The sequence below is a fragment of the Dactylosporangium fulvum genome (assembly GCF_025137375.1).
In the GTDB taxonomy this organism is placed as follows: domain Bacteria; phylum Actinomycetota; class Actinomycetes; order Mycobacteriales; family Micromonosporaceae; genus Dactylosporangium; species Dactylosporangium fulvum.
The window spans coordinates 9,552,328-9,571,569 of sequence record NZ_CP073720.1; the positions used below are offsets into that span (position 1 = coordinate 9,552,328).

General features: G+C 71.4%; 15 protein-coding genes and 1 pseudogene. 7 read left to right on the top strand and 9 right to left on the bottom strand.

The window, feature by feature from the left end:
• The first annotated feature begins 29 nt into the window (after positions 1–29).
• Positions 30–1,262 (top strand): phosphatidylserine decarboxylase, encoded by a 1,233-nt coding sequence (locus Dfulv_RS43975; protein ID WP_259859746.1) that lies wholly within the window; start codon positions 30–32, stop codon positions 1,260–1,262.
• 78 nt (positions 1,263–1,340) lie between these two features.
• On the opposite strand, the gene Dfulv_RS43980 is transcribed toward Dfulv_RS43975, so the two are convergent.
• The 5 genes from Dfulv_RS43980 to Dfulv_RS44000 all read right to left on the bottom strand — a co-directional run bounded on the left by Dfulv_RS43980 (position 1,341) and on the right by Dfulv_RS44000 (position 7,542).
• The gene (locus tag Dfulv_RS43980) at positions 1,341–2,303 is read right to left on the bottom strand and encodes a CDP-alcohol phosphatidyltransferase family protein (protein ID WP_259869405.1); all 963 of its coding nucleotides are present in this window, start codon (positions 2,301–2,303) and stop codon (positions 1,341–1,343) included.
• A 279-nt stretch (positions 2,304–2,582) separates the two neighbouring features.
• On the bottom strand, positions 2,583–3,311 hold the full coding sequence (locus Dfulv_RS43985) for an NUDIX hydrolase (RefSeq protein ID WP_259859747.1): 729 nt from the start codon (positions 3,309–3,311) through the stop codon (positions 2,583–2,585).
• A gap of 4 nt (positions 3,312–3,315) precedes the next feature.
• The gene (locus Dfulv_RS43990; RefSeq protein WP_259859748.1) at positions 3,316–4,251 is read right to left on the bottom strand and encodes an NUDIX domain-containing protein; all 936 of its coding nucleotides are present in this window, start codon (positions 4,249–4,251) and stop codon (positions 3,316–3,318) included.
• A gap of 61 nt (positions 4,252–4,312) precedes the next feature.
• On the bottom strand, positions 4,313–5,866 hold the full coding sequence (gene guaA / locus Dfulv_RS43995) for a glutamine-hydrolyzing GMP synthase (protein ID WP_259859749.1): 1,554 nt from the start codon (positions 5,864–5,866) through the stop codon (positions 4,313–4,315).
• Between the two features lie 11 nt (positions 5,867–5,877).
• On the bottom strand, positions 5,878–7,542 hold the full coding sequence (locus tag Dfulv_RS44000; protein WP_259859750.1) for a GMC family oxidoreductase: 1,665 nt from the start codon (positions 7,540–7,542) through the stop codon (positions 5,878–5,880).
• A 98-nt stretch (positions 7,543–7,640) separates the two neighbouring features.
• Between Dfulv_RS44000 and Dfulv_RS44005 the strand changes: the two genes are divergently transcribed.
• Positions 7,641–8,861, top strand: coding sequence for a M48 family metalloprotease (locus tag Dfulv_RS44005; protein ID WP_259859751.1), 1,221 nt, complete (start codon positions 7,641–7,643; stop codon positions 8,859–8,861).
• Here Dfulv_RS44005 and Dfulv_RS44010 read toward each other — a convergent pair.
• Entirely contained in the window at positions 8,851–10,092 is a 1,242-nt protein-coding gene (locus Dfulv_RS44010) for an ABC transporter substrate-binding protein (RefSeq protein WP_259859752.1), read from the bottom strand. The two genes, Dfulv_RS44005 and Dfulv_RS44010, sit on opposite strands and share 11 nt — an antisense overlap.
• A gap of 345 nt (positions 10,093–10,437) precedes the next feature.
• Between Dfulv_RS44010 and Dfulv_RS44015 the strand changes: the two genes are divergently transcribed.
• The 3 genes from Dfulv_RS44015 (at position 10,438) to Dfulv_RS44025 (ending at position 14,573) form a co-directional block, all read left to right on the top strand.
• Positions 10,438–13,329 carry a sensor histidine kinase gene (locus tag Dfulv_RS44015; RefSeq protein ID WP_259859753.1) on the top strand — a complete coding sequence of 964 codons (2,892 nt, stop codon included), beginning with the start codon at positions 10,438–10,440 and terminating at the stop codon, positions 13,327–13,329.
• On the top strand, positions 13,326–13,745 hold the full coding sequence (locus Dfulv_RS44020) for a roadblock/LC7 domain-containing protein (protein WP_259859754.1): 420 nt from the start codon (positions 13,326–13,328) through the stop codon (positions 13,743–13,745). The genes Dfulv_RS44015 and Dfulv_RS44020 overlap by 4 nt, the downstream gene beginning before the upstream one ends.
• A gap of 75 nt (positions 13,746–13,820) precedes the next feature.
• Positions 13,821–14,573, top strand: coding sequence for a class I SAM-dependent DNA methyltransferase (locus Dfulv_RS44025; RefSeq protein WP_259859755.1), 753 nt, complete (start codon positions 13,821–13,823; stop codon positions 14,571–14,573).
• A gap of 77 nt (positions 14,574–14,650) precedes the next feature.
• On the opposite strand, the gene Dfulv_RS44030 is transcribed toward Dfulv_RS44025, so the two are convergent.
• Positions 14,651–15,769, bottom strand: coding sequence for a GuaB3 family IMP dehydrogenase-related protein (locus Dfulv_RS44030; RefSeq protein WP_259859756.1), 1,119 nt, complete (start codon positions 15,767–15,769; stop codon positions 14,651–14,653).
• A gap of 26 nt (positions 15,770–15,795) precedes the next feature.
• Positions 15,796–17,298, bottom strand: a complete 1,503-nt coding sequence (gene guaB, locus Dfulv_RS44035; protein WP_406567884.1) for an IMP dehydrogenase — start codon at positions 17,296–17,298, stop codon at positions 15,796–15,798.
• A 122-nt stretch (positions 17,299–17,420) separates the two neighbouring features.
• Here guaB and Dfulv_RS44040 point away from each other — a divergent pair, with 122 nt between their 5' ends.
• Positions 17,421–17,813 carry a DUF5319 domain-containing protein gene (locus Dfulv_RS44040; RefSeq protein ID WP_259859758.1) on the top strand — a complete coding sequence of 131 codons (393 nt, stop codon included), beginning with the start codon at positions 17,421–17,423 and terminating at the stop codon, positions 17,811–17,813.
• A gap of 58 nt (positions 17,814–17,871) precedes the next feature.
• On the opposite strand, the gene Dfulv_RS44045 is transcribed toward Dfulv_RS44040, so the two are convergent.
• Positions 17,872–18,627 (bottom strand): helix-turn-helix domain-containing protein, encoded by a 756-nt coding sequence (locus Dfulv_RS44045; protein WP_259859759.1) that lies wholly within the window; start codon positions 18,625–18,627, stop codon positions 17,872–17,874.
• A gap of 180 nt (positions 18,628–18,807) precedes the next feature.
• On the opposite strand from Dfulv_RS44045, the pseudogene Dfulv_RS44050 reads away from it, so the two are divergent.
• Positions 18,808–19,173 (top strand): annotated as a pseudogene (locus Dfulv_RS44050) (WhiB family transcriptional regulator); the annotation flags it as partial.
• Positions 19,174–19,242: the final 69 nt, after the last annotated feature.

The following is a 19,242-nucleotide window of genomic DNA, read 5'->3' on the forward strand; positions in this document are numbered from 1 at the left end:
CCAATACTTTTGCGAGGAGTCTTTCCCAGATGACCCAGTTTCCCGCTGGCCGCCCGGTCCAGATCGGTGACCGCGCCGCCCGGGTTCTTGCCTCCGAGCTCGCCCGCCACGGCGGTCCCAAGACCGGCCTGCTGGTCGGCGCGGCCGCCGGTTCCGCCGCCCTGGCCGCCGCGATCGACGCGCTGCTGCCCGAAGACCGGCTGACCGTCGTCGCCTCCGGTGCCGAAGGCGCGGCCGCCCTTCGCGAGCACGTGGAACGGCAGGGCCGCTGGGTGGCCGAGCGTACCCGAGTGGTCGACTCCCTCGACGCCGCCGAGCCGGCCGACGTGGTGATCCACGCCGAGGCGCTCACCGGTGGCGCCGAGGACGCGCGTGAGGTGCTCGGCACGCTGAGCAAGCTGGTCAGCACCGGCGGCGTGCTCACGGTCGCCGTTCCGGCGACCCGCATGCCCAGCGGCGCGGCCGACGAGGTCGAGCGCCAGGCCGCCCTCTACGGCGTCGGCAGCGACCTGGTGCTGCGCAACGTGCCGCCCGTCCGTGTCCACCGGCTGCGCCACACCCCGGCCGACCACGGCTTGGCCGCCAACCTGCTGCCCGCCCTGCGGCCGTCCAGCGTCCCGCTGACCCGTGGCATGAACATCGACTCCAACGGCGTGGCCGCCGCGGGAATCGCGCTGGGCCTGGCCGCCCTGGCCAAGGCCGCCCGCCCGAAGTCGAAGCTGTGGCTGGTGCCCGCGCTGGCCGCGGCTCCGGTGGCGGCGTTCTTCCGCGACCCGCAGCGCGAGGTCCCGGAGGACCCGAGCGCCGTGGTGGCCGCCAGCGACGGCAAGGTCCTCGGTGTGGAGCGGATGCACGACAAGCGCTTCGGCGAGGTGGAGTTCCTCCGGATCGCGGTCTTCCTGTCGGTGCTGGACGTGCACGTCAACCGCTCGCCCGTGGCCGGCAAGGTGGTCGACTACTTCGTGGAGGACGGCGGATACGCCGCGGCGATGAAGCCGGAGGCCGAGCACAACGTGGCCGCCTACACGCTGCTGGAGACGGCCCACGGCCCGGTCGCGGTGGTCCAGCGCACGGGCCTGATCGCCCGGCGGATCGTGCAGCGCGCCCCGGTCGGCTCGCTGCTCGCCAAGGGCGAGCGGTTCGGCCTGATCCGCTTCGGCTCCCGCACCGACGTCTACCTGCCGGCAGACAAGGCGACCCCGGTGGTGGCCCCGGGCGACCGCGTCGTCGGCGGCCAGACGGTGATCGCCACCTGGATCTGATCAGCACCGAACGGGAAGCGCCCCGGTCCCTTGAACAAGGGCCGGGGCGCTTCCGTCGGTCGAAGGGCAGGACAGGGCCTAAGCGGGCTGGTTGCGCTGGCGGAGCCAGAGGACCGGGCCGCTGACCAGGTAGGCCAGGACGACCACCACGAAGGTGACCCGGTAGTCCACCAGGGCGCCGATGACCGGCAGGACCAGGAGCCACGGCGGCAGCTTCACCAGGCGGGCGAGCTTCGCATACGGGAAGCTGGACACCATCGCCAGGCCGAGCAGCGCCACGCCGGCGACCCGGATGACCGGAGGCATCTCGGGCGCGATCAGCGTGCCCAGGGCGAGCACCGCCGCACACATCGTGGTCGGCACACCGCAGAAGAAGCGGCCGTCCTTCGGTGACACGTTGAACCGGGCCAGGCGGATCGCGGCGCACGCGGCCACCAGGGCACAGGCGGGCACCAGGACAAGACTCGGGGCGGAGCCGTTGAGCCAGGCGTAGACCACGACGGGCGCCGCCAGGCCGAACGAGCACATGTCGGCGAGCGAGTCCATCTGAGCACCGAACGGGCTGGCCACGCCGAGGCGGCGGGCGAGGAAGCCGTCGAGGCCGTCGAAGACGACACACGCGATCAGCAGGCTGGCCGCCACGCGGACGTCGCCGTGGTTGATCGCGATGAAGATCGCCGACAGGCCCAGCATGAGGCTGCTGATGGTGCAGGCGTTGACGAGCGCGAACCGGATGCGCCGGGCGATCGTGGGCTCACCCGGCAGCAGCGGGATGCTGAGCGACTGCCCTTCCTCGGCCAGCGCTGAGGCCGAGGCGGACGCCGGCATGGCGGGGCTGACCGGCGCGACAGCGACGATGTCTCGTGACAGTCCGTCACGGCGACGCATGCGCAGGCGCGGGAGACGGACCCGTCCGGAGCGGGCGTCGGTTTCTGCGGGCGGAACGACCAGCGAGGTGGCTCCTGCGACATTGCTGTCACTGCGGCGCCCGACCCGTCCGGCGAAGAGCACCTGGCGGGCCAATGAACCGCTGCGCCGCAGCCGTCCGGCCCATTGCCGGCCCCCTCCCGGACGTGGGCTGTCCGTGGTGCGTCGTCGCTGCCAAGGTGCTCTCGGCACTGATCCTCCATGTAGGGAACGGGGTTCCCACGGTATCAATCAGGGGGCTATTGACCCTCTGTGTCCGTTTTTGCGAGACCATCTCGCGATCTACACCATCGCATATCAGGTCGCAGTTGGCGATGCCTCAGGCGGGAAACCGCCAAGGAAGGCGAACATAAGAACTACCGAGCGTAGCCTGAAGTTAACCTCTCGTCCATTTTAACGATTCCCGTCACTACGCCGTTGCGGAAGTGAGACGGCCCACTGGACGACCTCCGTGGTGGGCAGTCCAGGCAATTCCTCGGGCGCGAACCACGCCGCGGTCGCGGTCGACCCGCCGGCCGCCTCCGTCACTGTGGGTGGCGACGGCACGGGCACCTGCACCCGGTACAGCGCCCGCACCGCGTGCCAGTTGATCGGGTACCCCTCCGGCCCGATCGCACCGGGGCTCCGGCGGTGCGTCACGCCGAGCAACCCCGTGATCTCACCCTGCTGCCCGGTCTCCTCGAACAGTTCGCGGAGCAGCGCCTCCCCCGGCTGCTCGCCGATGTCCGTACCCCCACCGGGCAGGTGCCATCGCCCCGCGCCGGGGTATCCGCGGGCGATCTCGGCGAGCAGGACCCGTCCCCCGGGATCGGTCGCGAACCCGTACGCGGCGAACCGCTGCCCCTTCGGCATGGCACCGTCGCCCTCCACCGGCTCGGGGACGATCTCGGGCACCCCGGGGGCGGGGACCACGTCGAAGACGATCCGGTCCTCGTGCGACGCCGAGGTGACAATGGCACGCACGTCACGTACCGCCGAAACGGCCACCGACCGCCCCTGGAGCTCCGCGAAGAGCCGGACCACCGCGGACGCCGGGTTCTCACCGTGCCGGATCGGGCCACCGAACTCGGACGTCGAACCCGCCAGCCGGCCGTAGGCAGTGATCATGCGCGCACGCGTCATGATCTCAGCGTAAGCCGACGCCGCGCAGCGCTTCCTCGGTGACCTCGGTCAATGGGAGTTCGTCCAGGTCCTCGGGGTCGAACCAGCGGGCCTCGGCGGTCGAGCCGCCGACGTCGTGGATGACCGGGCGGCTGGAACGGGCGACCTGGACGCGGTAGAACGCGCGGACGCCGTGCCAGTCGATCGGATACCCCTCCGGGCCGAGCTGCGCCGCGTCGCGGTGACTGGCGACGCCGAGGAGCTCGACGATGCGGCCCTCCTGGCCGGTCTCCTCGACCAGCTCGCGGATGAGCGCGACACCCGGCTGCTCACCGAAGTCGGTGCCGCCGCCCGGCAGGTGCCAGGAGCCGCCGCCGGGATACCCGTCGGCGACGCGCGTGAGCAGCACCCGGTTGCGCCGGTCGGTGCAGACCGCGTAGGCGGCGAACCGCTGCGCGCGGTGCAGGCCGTCGGGGCCGGGCACGGCGTAGAACGAGGGCACCTCGGGCACGCCGTCGGGCCGGATGTCGGTGGCGGCGTCGGGCAGGCCGAGCGCGTCGGCGGTGAAGCGGCGCAGCGGCAGCTCCTTCGCCTCCTCGAGGGTCACCCATCGGGCGAGGTCGGTCGGCTGGCCGACGCGGTCGCGCAGCGCGCCGCCGCGCACCGTCACCTCGTAGATCAGCCGGTCGGTGTGGATCGTCAGGCTGCGCGTCGGCAGTGCCCGCATGTCGGCGAGCACGTCACGCAGTCTCACCACCGCCACGGACAGGCCGGTCTCCGCGGCTGTTTCGCGGACGACGGTGTCGACCGGGTTCTCACCGTGGTCGACCGCACCGCCGGGCAGCGACCAGACACCGGGCGTGCCGGACTTCGCCGAGGCCCGCACCAGCAGGATCTCGTCGCCGTCGGCGCAGACACAGTAGGCCGCGATGCGCCGAAGCGGCTGTAGCGCAGGAGTCACGTCGGTAAATTGTCCGGCATTTGCCGGGCCTGGCAAGGGTGACTGCCACCTGAAAGGTGATTCACTCCCATTCAATGGTGCCCGGCGGCTTGGACGTAACATCCACGACCACGCGGTTGATCTCCCGGACCTCGTTGGTTATCCGGGTCGAAATCTTCGCGATGAGCTCGTGCGGCAGGCGGGACCAGTCGGCCGTCATCGCGTCGTCGCTGGAGACCGGGCGCAGCACGATCGGGTGACCATACGTGCGGCCGTCGCCCTGGACGCCGACGCTGCGCACATCGGCGAGCAGCACGACCGGGAACTGCCAGACGCTGCGGTCGAGGCCGGCGGCGGTCAGCTCCTCGCGGGCGATCAGGTCGGCCGCCCGCAGGATGGCGAGACGCTCCTCGTTGATGGCGCCGATGATGCGGATCGACAGGCCAGGACCCGGGAACGGGTGGCGCATGACCATCTCTTCCGGCAGGCCGAGGGCCGCGCCGATCTGGCGCACCTCGTCCTTGAAGAGCGTCCGCAGCGGCTCGACGAGCTGGAACTTCAGGTCGTCGGGGAGGCCGCCGACGTTGTGGTGCGACTTGATGTTGGCGGTGCCCGTGCCGCCGCCGGACTCGACGACGTCCGGGTAGAGCGTGCCCTGCACCAGGAACTCGACGTGGTCCTCGGCCTCGAGCTCGCGCGCCGCCTGCTCGAAGACCCGGATGAACTCCCGGCCGACGATCTTGCGCTTCTGCTCGGGGTCGGTCACACCGGCCAGCGCGTCGAGGAACCGCCGCGACGCGTCGACCACCTTCAGCGTGATGCCGGTCGCCGCCACGTAGTCCTTCTCGACCTGCTCGGCCTCGCCGGCGCGCAGCAGGCCGTGGTCGACGAACACACAGGTGAGCTGGTCACCGACGGCCTTGTGGACGAGGGCCGCGGCAACCGCCGAGTCGACGCCGCCGGAGAGCGCGCAGAGCACGCGCTTGTTGCCGACACGGGCCCGGATCGCCTCGACCTGCTCGTCGATGATGTTGTTGGACGTCCAGGTCGGCTCGATGCCGGCGACGTCGTAGAGGAACCGCTTGAGGATGTGCTGCCCGTGCACGGTGTGCGCCACCTCGGGGTGGAACTGCACGCCGGCCAGGCGGCGGTCGAGGTCCTCGAACGCGGCGACGGGAGCGCCCGGGGAACCGGCGGTGACCGTGAAGCCGGCCGGGGCCGCGGTCACGCTGTCGCCGTGGCTCATCCAGACCGACTGTTCCTCCGGCAGGTCGCGCAGCAGGACGCCGCCCTCGCCGGTGACGCTCAGCTGCGTGCCGCCGAACTCGCGCAGCCCGGTGTGGCTCACCTCACCCTGCAGCGCGACGGCCATCGCCTGGAAGCCGTAGCAGATGCCGAAGACCGGCACGCCGGCGCCGAACAGCGCCGGGTCGACCTGCGGGGCGCCGTCCTCGTAGACCGACGACGGGCCGCCGGACAGGATGATCGCCGCGGGGCGCTTGGCGAGCATCTCCGCGACCGGCATGGAGTGCGGGACGATCTCGGAGTAGACGTGGGCCTCGCGCACACGGCGCGCGATCAACTGGGCATATTGGGCGCCGAAGTCGACGACGAGAACCGGCGGCGGCGTGGTCATGGGCACCAAGCCTAGTCGGCGTCCTCGGGTGACCTGCGTCTCAGGGCGGCCGGCGCCCCGTCCGGCACGGCGGGTGCCGCCGGCGCTACCGGTGGCACCGGGACATATGGCGCACCCAGCGGCGGGCGGGGATCCGCCTCGCCGCGCTTCGGCCACATCGACATCGCCCGCTCGGCCTGGGCCGTGATCGTCAGCGACGGGTTGACGCCCAGGTTGGCCGAGACCGCCGCCCCGTCGACGACGTGCAGGCCCGGGTGGCCGAAGACGCGATTGTACGGGTCGACGACGCCCTCGTCCGGCGACGCACCGATCGCCGCACCGCCCAGGATGTGCGCCGTCACCGGGATGTTGAACACCTCGGACCAGCTGCCGCCCGGCATCCCGCCGATCTCCTCGGCCAGCAGGCGCACCGCCCGGTTGCCGGCCGGAATCCAGGCCGGGTTGGGCCCGCCGTGCCCCTGCGTCGTGGTGAGCCGGCGCCGGCCGGTCCACGAGCGGCGATAGTGGACGTTCAGCGAGTTGTCCAGCGACTGCATCACCAGCGCGATGACGGTCTTGTGCGACCAGCGGTGCACCGAGAGCACCCGCAGATGCTTGACCGGGTGCCGGAAGAACGCGCCGAACCAGCGCAGCGGCCGCCACGGGCCGCCGTCGGTGAGCACCGTCTGGAGCAGGCCCATCGCGTTGGAGCCGGGCCCGTAGCGCACCGGCTCGATGTGCGTGTTCGCGTCCGGGTGGAACGAACTGGTGATCGCGACCCCGTCGGTGAAGTCGGCGTCCTTGCGCAGCGACCGGGCGCCGACGACCGACTCGGAGTTGGTCCGGGTCAGTGTGCCCAGCCGGCGGGAGAGGTTCGGCAGCACGCCGTCGGCCTTGAGCCGGTGCAGCAGGCGCTGGGTGCCCAGCGCGCCGGCGGCGAAGACGACCTGGCCGGCCTCGAACGTCTGCCGCCGGCGGCGCCGGTCCGTGCCGCGCGTCTCGACGCGGTAGCCGTCGCCGCCGGGCCGGACCGCGGTGACCGTGGTCAGCGGGTGCACGGTCACGCCGAGCCGCTCGGCGAGGTACAGGTAGTTCTTGACCAGGGTGTTCTTCGCGCCGATCCGGCAGCCGGTCATGCACGAGCCGCAGTGCTCGCAGCTCTGGCGCGGCGGGCCGGCGCCGCCGAAGTACGGGTCGACGCCCGAGGGGCCGAAGTAGACGCCCACCGGCGCCTGACGGAACGACCCGCCCACGCCCATCCGCTCGGCGACAGTGCGGATCGCCACGTCGGCGCGGGTCGTCCTGCGGTACGTGGTCACGCCGAGCATCCGCTCCGCCTGGTCGCAGAACGGCTCGAGCTCGGCCTTCCAGTCGGTGATGTCCCGCCATTGCGGGTCGTCGTAGAAGGGCCGCAGCGGGCGGTACAGCGTGTTGGCATAAACGAGCGAGCCACCGCCCACACCGGCGCCGGCCAGCACGAGGACGCTGCGCAGCATGGTGATCCGCTGGATGCCGTAGCAGCCCAGCGCCGGTGCCCACAGGAAGCGTCCGGTGTCCCAGGACGTCTTGGGGAACTCGTCGTCGGCGAAGCGGCGGCCGGCCTCCAGCACCGCGACGGAGTACCCCTTCTCGGCCAGCCGCAGGGCGGCCACGCTGCCGCCGAAACCGGAGCCGACGACCACCACGTCGTATCGCACGGCCCCATAGTGACTCACGAGTAACTTGTGGGGAAGACCTCACGGACATCGAAGCGCCTGCTTCATCACGCGGCCGTTCTGCGGCAAACTGAGGCATTATGGCGAGACTTCCCGGCGGGCTGGCCGTCTGGCGTGGTCGTCGGCTGCTGGGAAACAGCCCGGCGCCGCGCCGCTCGGGGCTGCTCCTCCCGGTGGGGGCCAGCCGCCATCCCGCGCTGCACTCGGTGGTGATCGAGGCGACGAAATACGCCGACGTGCCACCGCCGGTCTCGGTGCGGCTCGACGGTGCCCCCGTCGTGCACCACGCCGACGGCGAGCTGATCGTCGGCGTGCCGCTGATCTGGGGCCTCACCGCCGATCAGCTGCGCGTCGTGCTGACCCACGAGCTGGCACTGCCCGCGTCCCGCCAGCCCGACCTGGTCCGCGGCCTGCTCAACGCCCGGCAGCGCGAGCCACGGTCGGACAAGGCAGCGGCCCGGCACGCGAAGCTCCTCTCCGCCACGGCGTCCCTGCTCGCCGAGGCCGAGCAGGTGCGCGACGCGGCCGCGGTCACCGCGGCCGGCGGCGGGTTGTCCGCCGTCGAGGACGCCGCGCTCGCCCTGCTGCGGGCCACCACGATCGCCGAGGTGTTCACCGCGTTCGCCGCCGACGAGGGCACCCACGTCGTCGGTGGCTCCGCCGTGCGCGTCGCCGACCTGCACGCGGGCTGGCGGCTGCGGCTGGAGCGCTGGGGCGCCCCCGCGCACGACCCGGCCGGGGTGCGTGCCGCGCTGCCGGACCGGCATCCGGGGCTGGCCGCGGAGCTGCGCGCGCTGGACCCGGGACCGCTGGTGACCCTGCCGCCCGAGGCGGCGGGGCTGGACGAGCTGACCGCGGATGAGGAGCAGGCCCTCGCGGAGACGGTAGTCCCCGAGGAAGCGCCCTGGACCCGCTTCGCCGACCTGCCCGTCGACGTGTACCTGGTCGAGGTGGAACAGCGGGCCCGCGGCTACGTCGAGGCGGTGCACGCCGTCCTCGGCCGGGCGCCGGACAACCGCGACGAGCTCGCCGGCACGCTGCTGCGCCGGCCCCTCGACGTGGAGCGGGCCCGGCAGGGAGTGGAGGGCGCCGAGGACGACGCCAAGCCGCCCGCCTGGATGGGCGCGGCCCTGCTGGCCGTCGTGGTGGAGTACACGCTGCTGAGGAAGGGCTGGCGGCGCGAGCACCCACTGCTCGCCCGGCGGCTGATCGGACCCGACGGCGAGCTGCTCGACCTCAACGAGCTGGTCCGCTGTCCCGAGGAGCTGCGACGCCACCTCGGCGCGACGCCTACAGCGTGAGGGTCGGCGTCGCGGCCAGCTCGACCGGGTGGATCACCATGTATCCGTTGGGCAGGTACTGCTCGACGATGCCGGCGGCGAGCTGGTTGTAGCCGTTGCCGTCGAACCGGACACCGTTCCACGGCATGATCGTCTGCGTGGCCGGCAGCGACATCTGCCGCACCGCGCTGCGCACCGACTGCGGCGTGAAGTCGGTGACCTGGTCCATCGCCAGCGCGAGCACCATCGTCGCGGTGAACGCCGCCGCGGCGACGTCGGTCAGCTTGGTGTGGAACGCCTGCTCGTACATGCCGGCGACCACCCGCGCGATCGGGTTGCGGCCGGCGAACTCGGTGGACCAGCCGACGGCCCGCAGCACCTGCGAACCGTTGCCGTTCTTGAGCGTGTCGAAGGTGCCGACCGCCGGGCCGAGCGCGATGACCGGTGCGGTGCCCTTGAGCCGTGCGGCCAGCTCGTTGGCGGCGGCCGCCTCGGCGGGGCTGGTGACGACGGCGAGGACCGCGTCGCCCTTGACGACCTTGCCGTCGGACTGGCCCGCGTTCGGCCCGGAGAGCGGCAGCACCTTGTCCTTGCTCGGCACCTCGTAGCCGGCGGCCAGGCTCAGGTCCTCGATCGAGTTCTTCAGGAGGTTGACCTGCTGGCCGAGCGTGCCGGTCGGCGTCCCGGCCGCGGTGACGATCCGCTTGAACTGTGTCGGGGTGGCCCGCTCCCGGAACAGCAGGCCGAGCGCGGTGGAGACCATCTGCTGGTCACTCGGCTGGATGCGGAAGTGTGCGGTGCGGTTGAGCTCCGCGAACGTGTCCGACGTGCTCAGCGCGTCGACGAGGGAGACGCCGATCAGGTCGGTCTCGCGGCCGGCGGGCGAGGCGACGTCGATGGTGTCGGCGAGCACCAGCCCGACCGCACCCTCGGAGACCAGCCGGGACGCCTCCTGCTCGACCTTCTCCGGTGCGCTCTCGGTGTTGCCGGCGATGAGCGTGAGCTTGGTGCCGTTGCGCAGGCCGGCGCCCGGACCGAGCGGCAGGGGCAGCGGCAGGTCCTTGAAGTCCTGGTTGACCAGCTCGATCGCCAGCTTGGCACCCAGCGTGGCCTGCTGGCCCAGAGCGGCGTTGGCACCGCTCGTCGGCACCAGCAGCCCGATGGCGATCGTCGACGGCGCCTTGGGCGCCGGGTTCTTGTCACCCGTGCAGGCGGTCATGAGCAACGCCGACGCCAGCACTAGGGCAGTCACTGCGGGCCTGCGGCCCCGGGTGAGCACGGCGTTGGACTCCTTGCAGAGCGCGGGTGGTCGGTCGGCCGTATCCTTCCCCTCTGGTCAAGAGGTAGCAACCCCGGCGTCGAGCATCGAGTATTGTGACCTGCGCCATAGTGACGTGGTTGGTTACCGGTCTCAACCCTGGTTTGATAAGGGCCGCACGCTGCTCCGGCGGCGTGATGACGCATGCGAAAGGTGTGAGGGGTGCAGACCTTCGCTTCGCCGCCTTCCACGAGGGCTCCCGCCGTCGTGATGAAGGTGAACAGCCACCGTCGCCGGCGGCCTGGGGAACCGCAGCGACGCAGCGCATCGCTGTTTCGGGTGCGCGACTGGCGCGTGCCGACGAAGCTCGCGGCGGTGCTCGTGCTGCCCGCTGTCGCCTTCCTCGTCATCGCCGGGGTGCAGATCAACGCCTCCGTCCAGGACGCATCGAAGCTGGACCAGTTCGCCCAGGGCGTCAAGGTCGGTCGCCAACTGACCGATCTTATCCACCAGTTGCAGCTGGAAAGGGACCGAACGGCCGGAGTTCTCGCCAAGGCGACCACCACCGCCGCGCCGAGCGGCTCGACTTCGAGCAATCAGGAGCTGGCTGCCGACTACGCGCAGACCGACGCGGCCCTCGCCGCGTTCTCCAAGGCTGCCCGTCCGCTGTTACAGAACCCGATCTTCGGCCAGACGCAGAACCGCATCACCGCCGACTTCCAGGACCTGGCCCTGGTCCGGGAGGGTGTGAAGTCGCGCTGGTTGCGTGAGGAAGCCGTCTTCGACCTGTACTCGACCACCATCCAGCACCTGTTCGACCTGGTCCCCGACCGTCCCGACATCGGCGGCGACTCGCAGTCGGTCACCGAGGTCTCCTCGCTGCTGGACCTCGCCCAGGCCAAGGAGCTGAAGGACCAGCTGCGCGGCCGGATCTTCGCCGCCGCCAGCGCCGGCAAGTTCGCCCCTGACGACTTCGAGACGTTCTCGGAGATCCAGGCCCGCCAGGTCGCCGCCGTCGAGCAGTTCCGCTCGTCCGCCAGCCCGCGGCACCTCGCCCTCTACGACCGCAACCTCCGCCAGCCCGCGGTCTCCACCGTCGCCCGCCTCCAGCAGCAGATCATCTCCCGCGCGCAGGGCGCCGCGGTCGGCGTGACGCCCGAGGAGTGGTGGCTGGCGAGCACCAGCGAGCTCGACTACATCCGCACCGTCGAGATGGAACTGCTCGAGGACGCCATCGAGGGCTCGGCGCAGCGAAGCACCAACCAGCGCAACGCCGCATTCCTCGCGACCTCCGCCATCGTCCTCGTCATGCTCCTCGCGCTGCTGCTCTCCTGGCTCATCGGCCGGTCGATGGCCCGCTCACTGCGGCAGCTGCGTGCCCAGGCCCTCGACGTGGCCCAGCACCGGCTGCCCGAGGCCATCCAACGGCTACGGACGCTCCCCCGCGGTGAGACCGTCACGGTCGACACGACAACACGGGTGCGCTCGTCCGACGAGATCGGTGAGGTGGCGGACGCGTTCACCGCCGTCCACCGCAGCGCGGTCAGCCTGGCCGTCGAGCAGGCGGTCATGCGGCGCAACGTCAACTCGATGTTCGTCAACCTGGCCCGCCGGTCGCAGACCCTGGTCGAACGCCAGCTCCAGCTGCTCGACCAGCTGGAGTCGGCGGAGACGGACCCCGACCAGCTGGCCAACCTGTTCCGCCTCGACCACCTCGCGACGCGCATGCGCCGCAACGACGAAAACCTGCTCGTCCTCGCCGGCAGTGAGGCCACGCGCCGGTGGGCGCAGCCGGTCTCCCTGTCCGCGGTCACCCTCGCCGCGATGGCGGAGATCGAGCAGTACGCCCGGATCCGGCACGACGTGTCCAACGACGTCTACGTCGTCGGGCACGCCGTCGCCGACATCGTGCACCTGCTCGCCGAGCTGCTGGAGAACGCGACCACGTTCTCCCCGCCGGACACGGTCGTCACCGTCTCCGGCTGGCCCGCTCAGGGCAGCAAGGACGCGACGATCGTCATCGAGGACAAGGGCATCGGCATGACCGAGGCCGGCCTCGTCGACGCCAACGAGCGTGTCTCCACCCCGGTCGCCATCGACGTCGCGGCGTCGGAGCGGATGGGTCTGGTCGTGGTCGGCCACCTCGCGGACCGGCACGGGGTGCACGTGCACCTCACCGCCACCGACGACGGAGTCACCGCATACGTGACCCTGCCGGCGAAGCTGCTCGCGGCCCCGCCGGAGGACGTCGGCCTCTACGGCGGCGCCGGCAACCGGCTGTCCGGGGCCGGCCGGCTGCCGATCGCGGCGGAGGGCATCGCGAGCCCGCCGCTGCCGTCGGTGCCGTCCACGGCGGATTCGCCGACGGCGGTCCTGCCGGCACTGCCGGGGCGGCCCGTTCCGGCGGCTGCCGAGACCGACGAGCCTCGTCCGGTGTCGGGTGTACCGGCTGTGGCCGCGCCCCCGCTGCCCGGCGTTCCCGTGGCGACGACAACATGGCCGGTGGCCTCGTCGGCGCAGGGCTCCCCGGACCGGTCGGTGTCCGGCTCGCCGGCATCCGCACAGCCGGTCTCCGGCGCCCCCGCGTCGGCGCGGCCCGTCTCGGGTGTGCCGGCATCCGCGCGACCGGTCTCGGCGGCGCCGGTGTCGTCTGCGCCCGTGTCCGCCGCGCCCGTGTCCGCCGCGCCTGTCTCCGCGGCTCCTGTCGCTTCGGCCCCGGTGTCCGGGGCACCGAACACGGCGGATCGGGGTCCGGGTGCGCCGGTGTCGGGCGCGCCGGCGTCCGGGCCACCCGGGCAACGATCGGCGAACGGCGGTCCGACCACCGCCGCCCGGCGCGGTCCGAACCGCGCCGAGGACATCATCGGTGCCGCCACGCGGGGCAACGCTGCCCCGGCGAGCAAGGGCACCCGCTGGTGGTCGCGCGGCGGTGGCGGTGACGCACCCGCGGCGACCCCAGTGATCCCGGCGCAGCGCACGCCGGTGACCGCCGGCACCAGCAGCGCCGGCCTGCCCATCCGGGTACCGCTGGCGCAGTTGCCGGGAGACAACACCGGGCTGGCTCCCGCCCCCGACGTCACGCAGCCACTTACGGTCAGCCAACACACAGAGCCGGACCCCGCGAGCGTCAGCAACATGCTCACCCGGTTCTACAGCGGCGTGCACCGGGCCGCGAGCGAGGACGAGGTGCCCACGGTGCCGATCAACGATCATCGAGGGAGCACGGCGTGACCCTGAGCCAACAAGCACGGGACCTGAGCTGGTTGATCAACGCGTTCACCGAGCGGGTGCCCGGCATCGCGCATGCGGTGGTGGTTTCGTCGGACGGCCTGCTCGTGGCCGTCTCCGACCACCTGCCGCGGGACAGTGCCGACCAACTGGCCGCGGTCACGTCCGGCCTGGTGAGTGTCACCAGCGGTGCCGCGCGCATCTTCGACGGCGACGAGGTGAAGCAGACCGTCGTCGAGATGGGCCAGGGCTACTTCCTCGTCATGTCGATCCGCGACGGCTCCATCCTGGCGGTGCTGGCCGGCCGCGACGCCGACATCGGCGTCGTCGGCTACGAGATGGCCCGCCTGGCCAAGCAGGCCGGCGAGATGTTGACACCGGCCCTGCGCGCCGAACTCCAGCAGGCCCTGCCCCGCTGAGTTTCCGCTGGCCGGGCCGGGCTGGTGCCCGGCCCGGCGCACCTGTGGACGATCGTCCACGATAGGGTCCGGGCCGTGATCGACGAGGATGGTTACTTCGGGGAACGGGTCGCGGCGCAGTACGACGAGTCGTCGGCGGACATGTCCGATCCGGCGGTCGTGGACCCGATCGTCAACACGCTGGTGAACCTCGCCGGCGGCGGACGGGTGCTCGAGCTGGGCATCGGCACAGGCCGGATCGCGCTGCCGCTGGCGGCCCGCGGCGTCCAGGTGCACGGCATCGACCTCTCCCGGGCGATGGTGTCCCGGCTACGCGCCAAACCGGGCGGCGAATCGATCGGCGTGACGATCGGCGACTTCGCGACGGCGCGGGTGGACGGCGGGTTCTCGCTGGCCTACATCGTGTTCAACACGATCATGAATCTGACCACGCAGGAAGCCCAGGTGGCGTGCTTCCGCAACGTCGCGGCGCACCTCCAGCCGGGCGGCCGGTTCGCCGTCGAGGTCATGGTGCCCGACCTGCGCCGGCTCCCTCCGGGCCAGGACGTCGTGCCGTTTCACGTCAGCCCGACCCGCTGGGCGTACGACCACTACGACATCGCGACCCAGACGATGACGTCGAACTACGTCGAGGTGGTGAACGGCCGGGGCGGGTACCGCTCGATCCCGTTCCGCTACGTCTGGCCCGCCGAACTGGACCTGATGGCGCAGCTGGCCGGCCTCCAGCTGCGGCACCGCTGGTCAGGCTGGACGGGCGAGCCGTTCACGAACGAGAGTGCCCAACACGTCTCGGTGTGGGAGAAGCCGGTGCTGACCGACCTCAACTGACCCCGGTTCGGCAGCGTGGAAACGCCGCGGCCCGGGCTGTGAACATGTCACGAGGCCCGGGCCGGCGGAACGACAAACTAGCGGTCGAGGATCAGGCCGACCTTCTGGAACTCCTTCAGGTCGCGGTAGCCGCACTTGGCCATCGCCCGGCGGAGGCCGCCGAACAGGTTGAGCGCGCCGTCCGGGTCCTCCGACGGTCCGTAGAGCACCTTCTCCAGCGAGCCCAGCGACGGCTCGGCCGCGCCGAAGGAGCCGCGCGGGAGCTTCGGGTGGCTGGCGGCCGCGTGCCACCAGGCGCCGCCGGCCGGGGCCGAGTCGCTGCGGGACAGCGGCTCGCCGACCATGACCGCGTCGGCGCCGCAGCCCAGGGCCTTGGCGATGTCGCCCGAGGTCTGGATGTTGCCGTCGGCGATGATGTGCACGTAACGGCCGCCGGTCTCGTCCAGGTAGTCGCGACGGGCGTCGGCGGCGTCGGCGATCGCCGTGGCCATCGGGACGCGGATGCCGAGGACGCGGTCGGTGGTCGACCACTCGTCGGCACCGATGCCGACGATGACACCGGCCGCGCCGGTGCGCATGAGGTGCAGCGCCGTCTGGTAGTTGGTGCAGCCACCGACGATGACCGGCAGGTCGAGGTCGGCGATGAACTCCTTGAGGTTGAGCGGCTCGTCCGTCGTCGAGACGTGCTCGGCGGAGACCAGCGTGCCCTGGATGACCAGGATGTCGACGCCCGCGTCGAGGATGACCGGGGCCAGGGCCAGCGTGTGCTGCGGTGAGACGCGCACGGCGACGGTGACGCCGCCGTCCCGGATCTCCTTGACCCGCTCGCCGATGAGCTCGGGCTTGATCGGCTCCGCGTAGACCTCCTGGAGCCGCGCGGTGGCCGGGGCGTCCTCGTCCAGGCCGGCGAGTTCCTCCAGGATCTTGGTCGGGTCGGCGTAGCGCGTCCAGAGTCCCTCGACGTTGAGCACGCCGAGACCGCCGTGCTGGCCGAGGGCCACGGCCGTCGCGGGACTCATCGTGGCGTCGGACGGGTGCGCGACGCAGGGGATCTTGAAGGGGTACGCGTCGAGCTGCCAGCTGGTCGACACGTCGTCGACGTCGCGCGTGCGACGCGTCGGGACGATCGCGATCTCGTCCAGGTGGTAGCCACGCCGGGCGCTCTTGCCATGCCCGATCTCGACCACGTCACGCATGTTGGCTCCTAGCCGCTTGGGTGTTCCTACCGCGAGTGGTAGTTGGGTGCCTCGACGGTCATCTGGATGTCGTGCGGGTGGCTCTCCTTGAGACCCGCCGCGGTGATCCGGATGAGCTGGCCCCGTTCGTGCATGTCCGCGATCGTGCCGGCGCCGACGAAGCCCATGCCGGAGCGCAGACCGCCGACCAGCTGATGGGCGACCGCCGAAAGCGGGCCCCGGTAGGGTACCTGGCCCTCGATGCCTTCCGGCACCAGCTTGTCGTCGGAGAGCACGTCGTCCTGGAAGTAACGGTCCTTGGAATACGACCGGGCCTGCCCGCGCGACTGCATGGCGCCGAGCGAACCCATCCCACGGTACGACTTGTACTGCTTGCCGTTGATGAAAATCAGGTCGCCGGGGCTCTCCTCGCAGCCGGCCAGCAGGCTGCCCAGCATGACGGTGTCGGCGCCGGCCACGATGCCCTTGGCGATGTCGCCGGAATACTGCACACCGCCGTCCGCGATCACCGGGACGCCGAACGGGCGGCAGGCACGGGTGGCCTCCATGATCGCGGTGATCTGGGGCACGCCGACGCCGGCGACGACGCGGGTGGTGCAGATCGAGCCGGGGCCCACGCCGACCTTGACCGCGTCGGCGCCCGCCTCGGCGAGGGCCTTGGCGCCCACGAAGGTGGCCACGTTGCCGCCGACGACATCAACCGCGGTGTCCTTCTTCAGGCGGGTGACCATGTCGACGACCTGCCGGTTGTGCCCGTGCGCGGTGTCGACCATCACGATGTCGAGCCCGGCGTCGATCAGCGTTCGGGCGCGCTTGTAGGCATCCTCACCCACGCCGACGGCGGCGGCGACGCGCAGCCGGCCGGCCTCGTCCTTGGTGGCGTGCGGGAACTTCTCACTCTTCGAGAAGTCCTTCACGGTGATGAGACCGCGCAACTTGCCCGAGCCGTCGACGATCGGCAACTTCTCGACCTTGTGCTTGCGCAGCAGCGCGAGCGCCTCGTCCTTGCTGACCCCGACCGGGGCGGTGATCAGGGGCGCGACGGTCATGATGTCGCGCACACGCGTGTTCGGGTCGGAGACGAAGCGCATGTCGCGGTTGGTCACGATGCCCACCAGCATCCCGTCGGGGTCGACGACGGGGACGCCGGAGATCCGATACCGCCCGCACAGCGCGTCGACCTCGGCGAGCGTGTCGTCGGGGGCACAGGTGATCGGGTTGGTGACCATGCCGGCCTCGGACCGCTTCACCAGGTCGACCTGCTGTGCCTGGTCGTCGATCGACAGGTTGCGGTGCAGGACGCCGATGCCACCCTGGCGGGCCATGGCGATCGCCATCCGCGCCTCCGTCACCGTGTCCATCGCGCTGGACACGAGCGGTATCCGCAGGGTGATATTGCGGGTGACCCGGCTCGAGGTGTCCACAGTACTGGGCACGACGTCCGATTCGCCCGGAAGCAGCAAGACGTCGTCGAAGGTCAGGCCCAGAGGCAGCACGTCAGGTCGCGGCGAGAATTCCATGAAGCGCATCCCAGCTCTCGGTCGTCCGGCGGGTGCGTCTCATCGTACTTCCGCCGGGACGGTGCACCCTTCCGCCATGGCGAAGCCGTGCCCGGCCCCACACCGGGGGCGTTTGGGGCTACCGTTGAGGCGTGCACGAAGAGCCCATCGACCCGTTCGCCGGAGATCCGGCCGACCCCTCGGCCGATCTCGACGACAACGGCGCCGACGACCCGTTGACCGCCGCTGAGCGCCAGGACGTTCTCGAGGATCTCGCGGACCTCGAGATCTACCAGGCGCTGCTCACGGCGATCGGGGTCCGCGGGCTCGTCATCGAGTGTGAGGACTGCCACGAACCGCACTATTTCGACTGGGACCTGCTCCGGGGAAACCTGAAGCACCTGCTCACGTCCGGTCGCCCGCGCGTTCACGAGCCCGCCTTCGACCCCGACCCCGACCATTACGTCACATGGGAGTACGCGCGGGGTTACGCTGACGGTGTCCACGACGCACTGGCGAGTGCGACGGACGACAACGACGGCTGATCTCGCCCTCGTTTAGGGTTGTCGCGGTCGGGGTACCGACGCGGCATGCCCCGGAGTGCTAGCTCACCAGCCCGGCGCGGAACGCCGCCGCGACCGCGTGTGCCCGATCACGCGCTCCCAGCTTCCGGAACAGCCGGCGAGCGTGCGTCTTGACAGTGTCCTCGGAGACGAACAACTCACGGCCGATCTCGGCGTTGCTCTTCCCGTCCGCCATGCCGCGCAGGACCTGCAGCTCGCGCTCGGTCAGCTCGACGCGGCGGCGCGGCGGCTCGCCCGGCACGTCACCGCGTTGCTGTGGCACCCCGGCCCCGGCGATCCGCGCGGGCACGGCCGTCCTGGCGGCGGCTCCGTTGAGCCCGCGGCCGTTCGTCGGCAGCACGCCGTTCGGCCCCGCCTGGACAGGTGTGCCGACCCTCACGGGCAGCATCGGCTCACCGTTGGTGCGGACCTGGCTGAGCACCAGCAGGACCGCCTTCGCCAGCGTGGTCACCGGGTCCGCCGTGTCGACACGGATCACCGCACGGGCGCCGGCCGCGATCGCGGCAGCGGCCGCCCGCGGCTCCTCCGTGCCGAAGAAGACCACCGTCGCACCGGGCGCCACCGCCAGGACGCGGCGGGAGAACTCCGCACTGTCCGGCCGCGCCAGCGTCGGGTCCGCCAGCACCAGGTCAGCGGGCTGCTCACTGAGCCGCGCCAGCGCCTCGACCATCGTGACGGCGGTCCGCACCGCGTGTGCCACTCCGAGCCTCGCCGCGGCAGCGGCCACCGTCTGTGCCGCGACCTGCGTTCGCACACACACCAAAACCGTACGCACCGTCGTGCTCCTCTCTCTCAAAGAGAGAAACACGAAATGGCGAGATCTAGACGTGGTTTCGCCGCGATTGGCCTACGAGAAATTGACCGACGGCATGCCGTCACCTGCGGCGGTCTCGCGCGTTGAACCCAAGTTGTGCGACGCGCGAATTCCAGGCCGCATGCCTGGAAGGAGGAGCGAATGACCAATGTGACTCGACTGCCCGGACCGATCGCGGACGTCTGGGACTGGCAGCGGCTCGGTCTGTGCCGGGGACGGGACAGCGCGCAGTTCTTCCACCCCGACGGCGAGCGCGGAGCGTCCCGCAGCCGGCGGGAGGCCGCCGCGAAGAACGTGTGCCGCGCGTGCCCGGTGCGGGCCGAGTGCGCCGCGCAGGCCCTGGCCACACGTGAGCCTTACGGTGTGTGGGGCGGATTCACCGAGGGCGAGCGGCTGCGGCTGCTGGCGCTCGGCTGGGAGGACGCGGCCGACCGGCGCCGCAGCCGGGTCGACGTGTCCCGGCTGGAGGCGAAACTCGGGCTCCGGCCGACGCCCGTGTCGGCGCCGACCGCTGTCGTGCAGCAGCCGTTGCGCTCCGTGCGCGCCGGGTCCACGCACCCGGCCCCCGGCGTACCG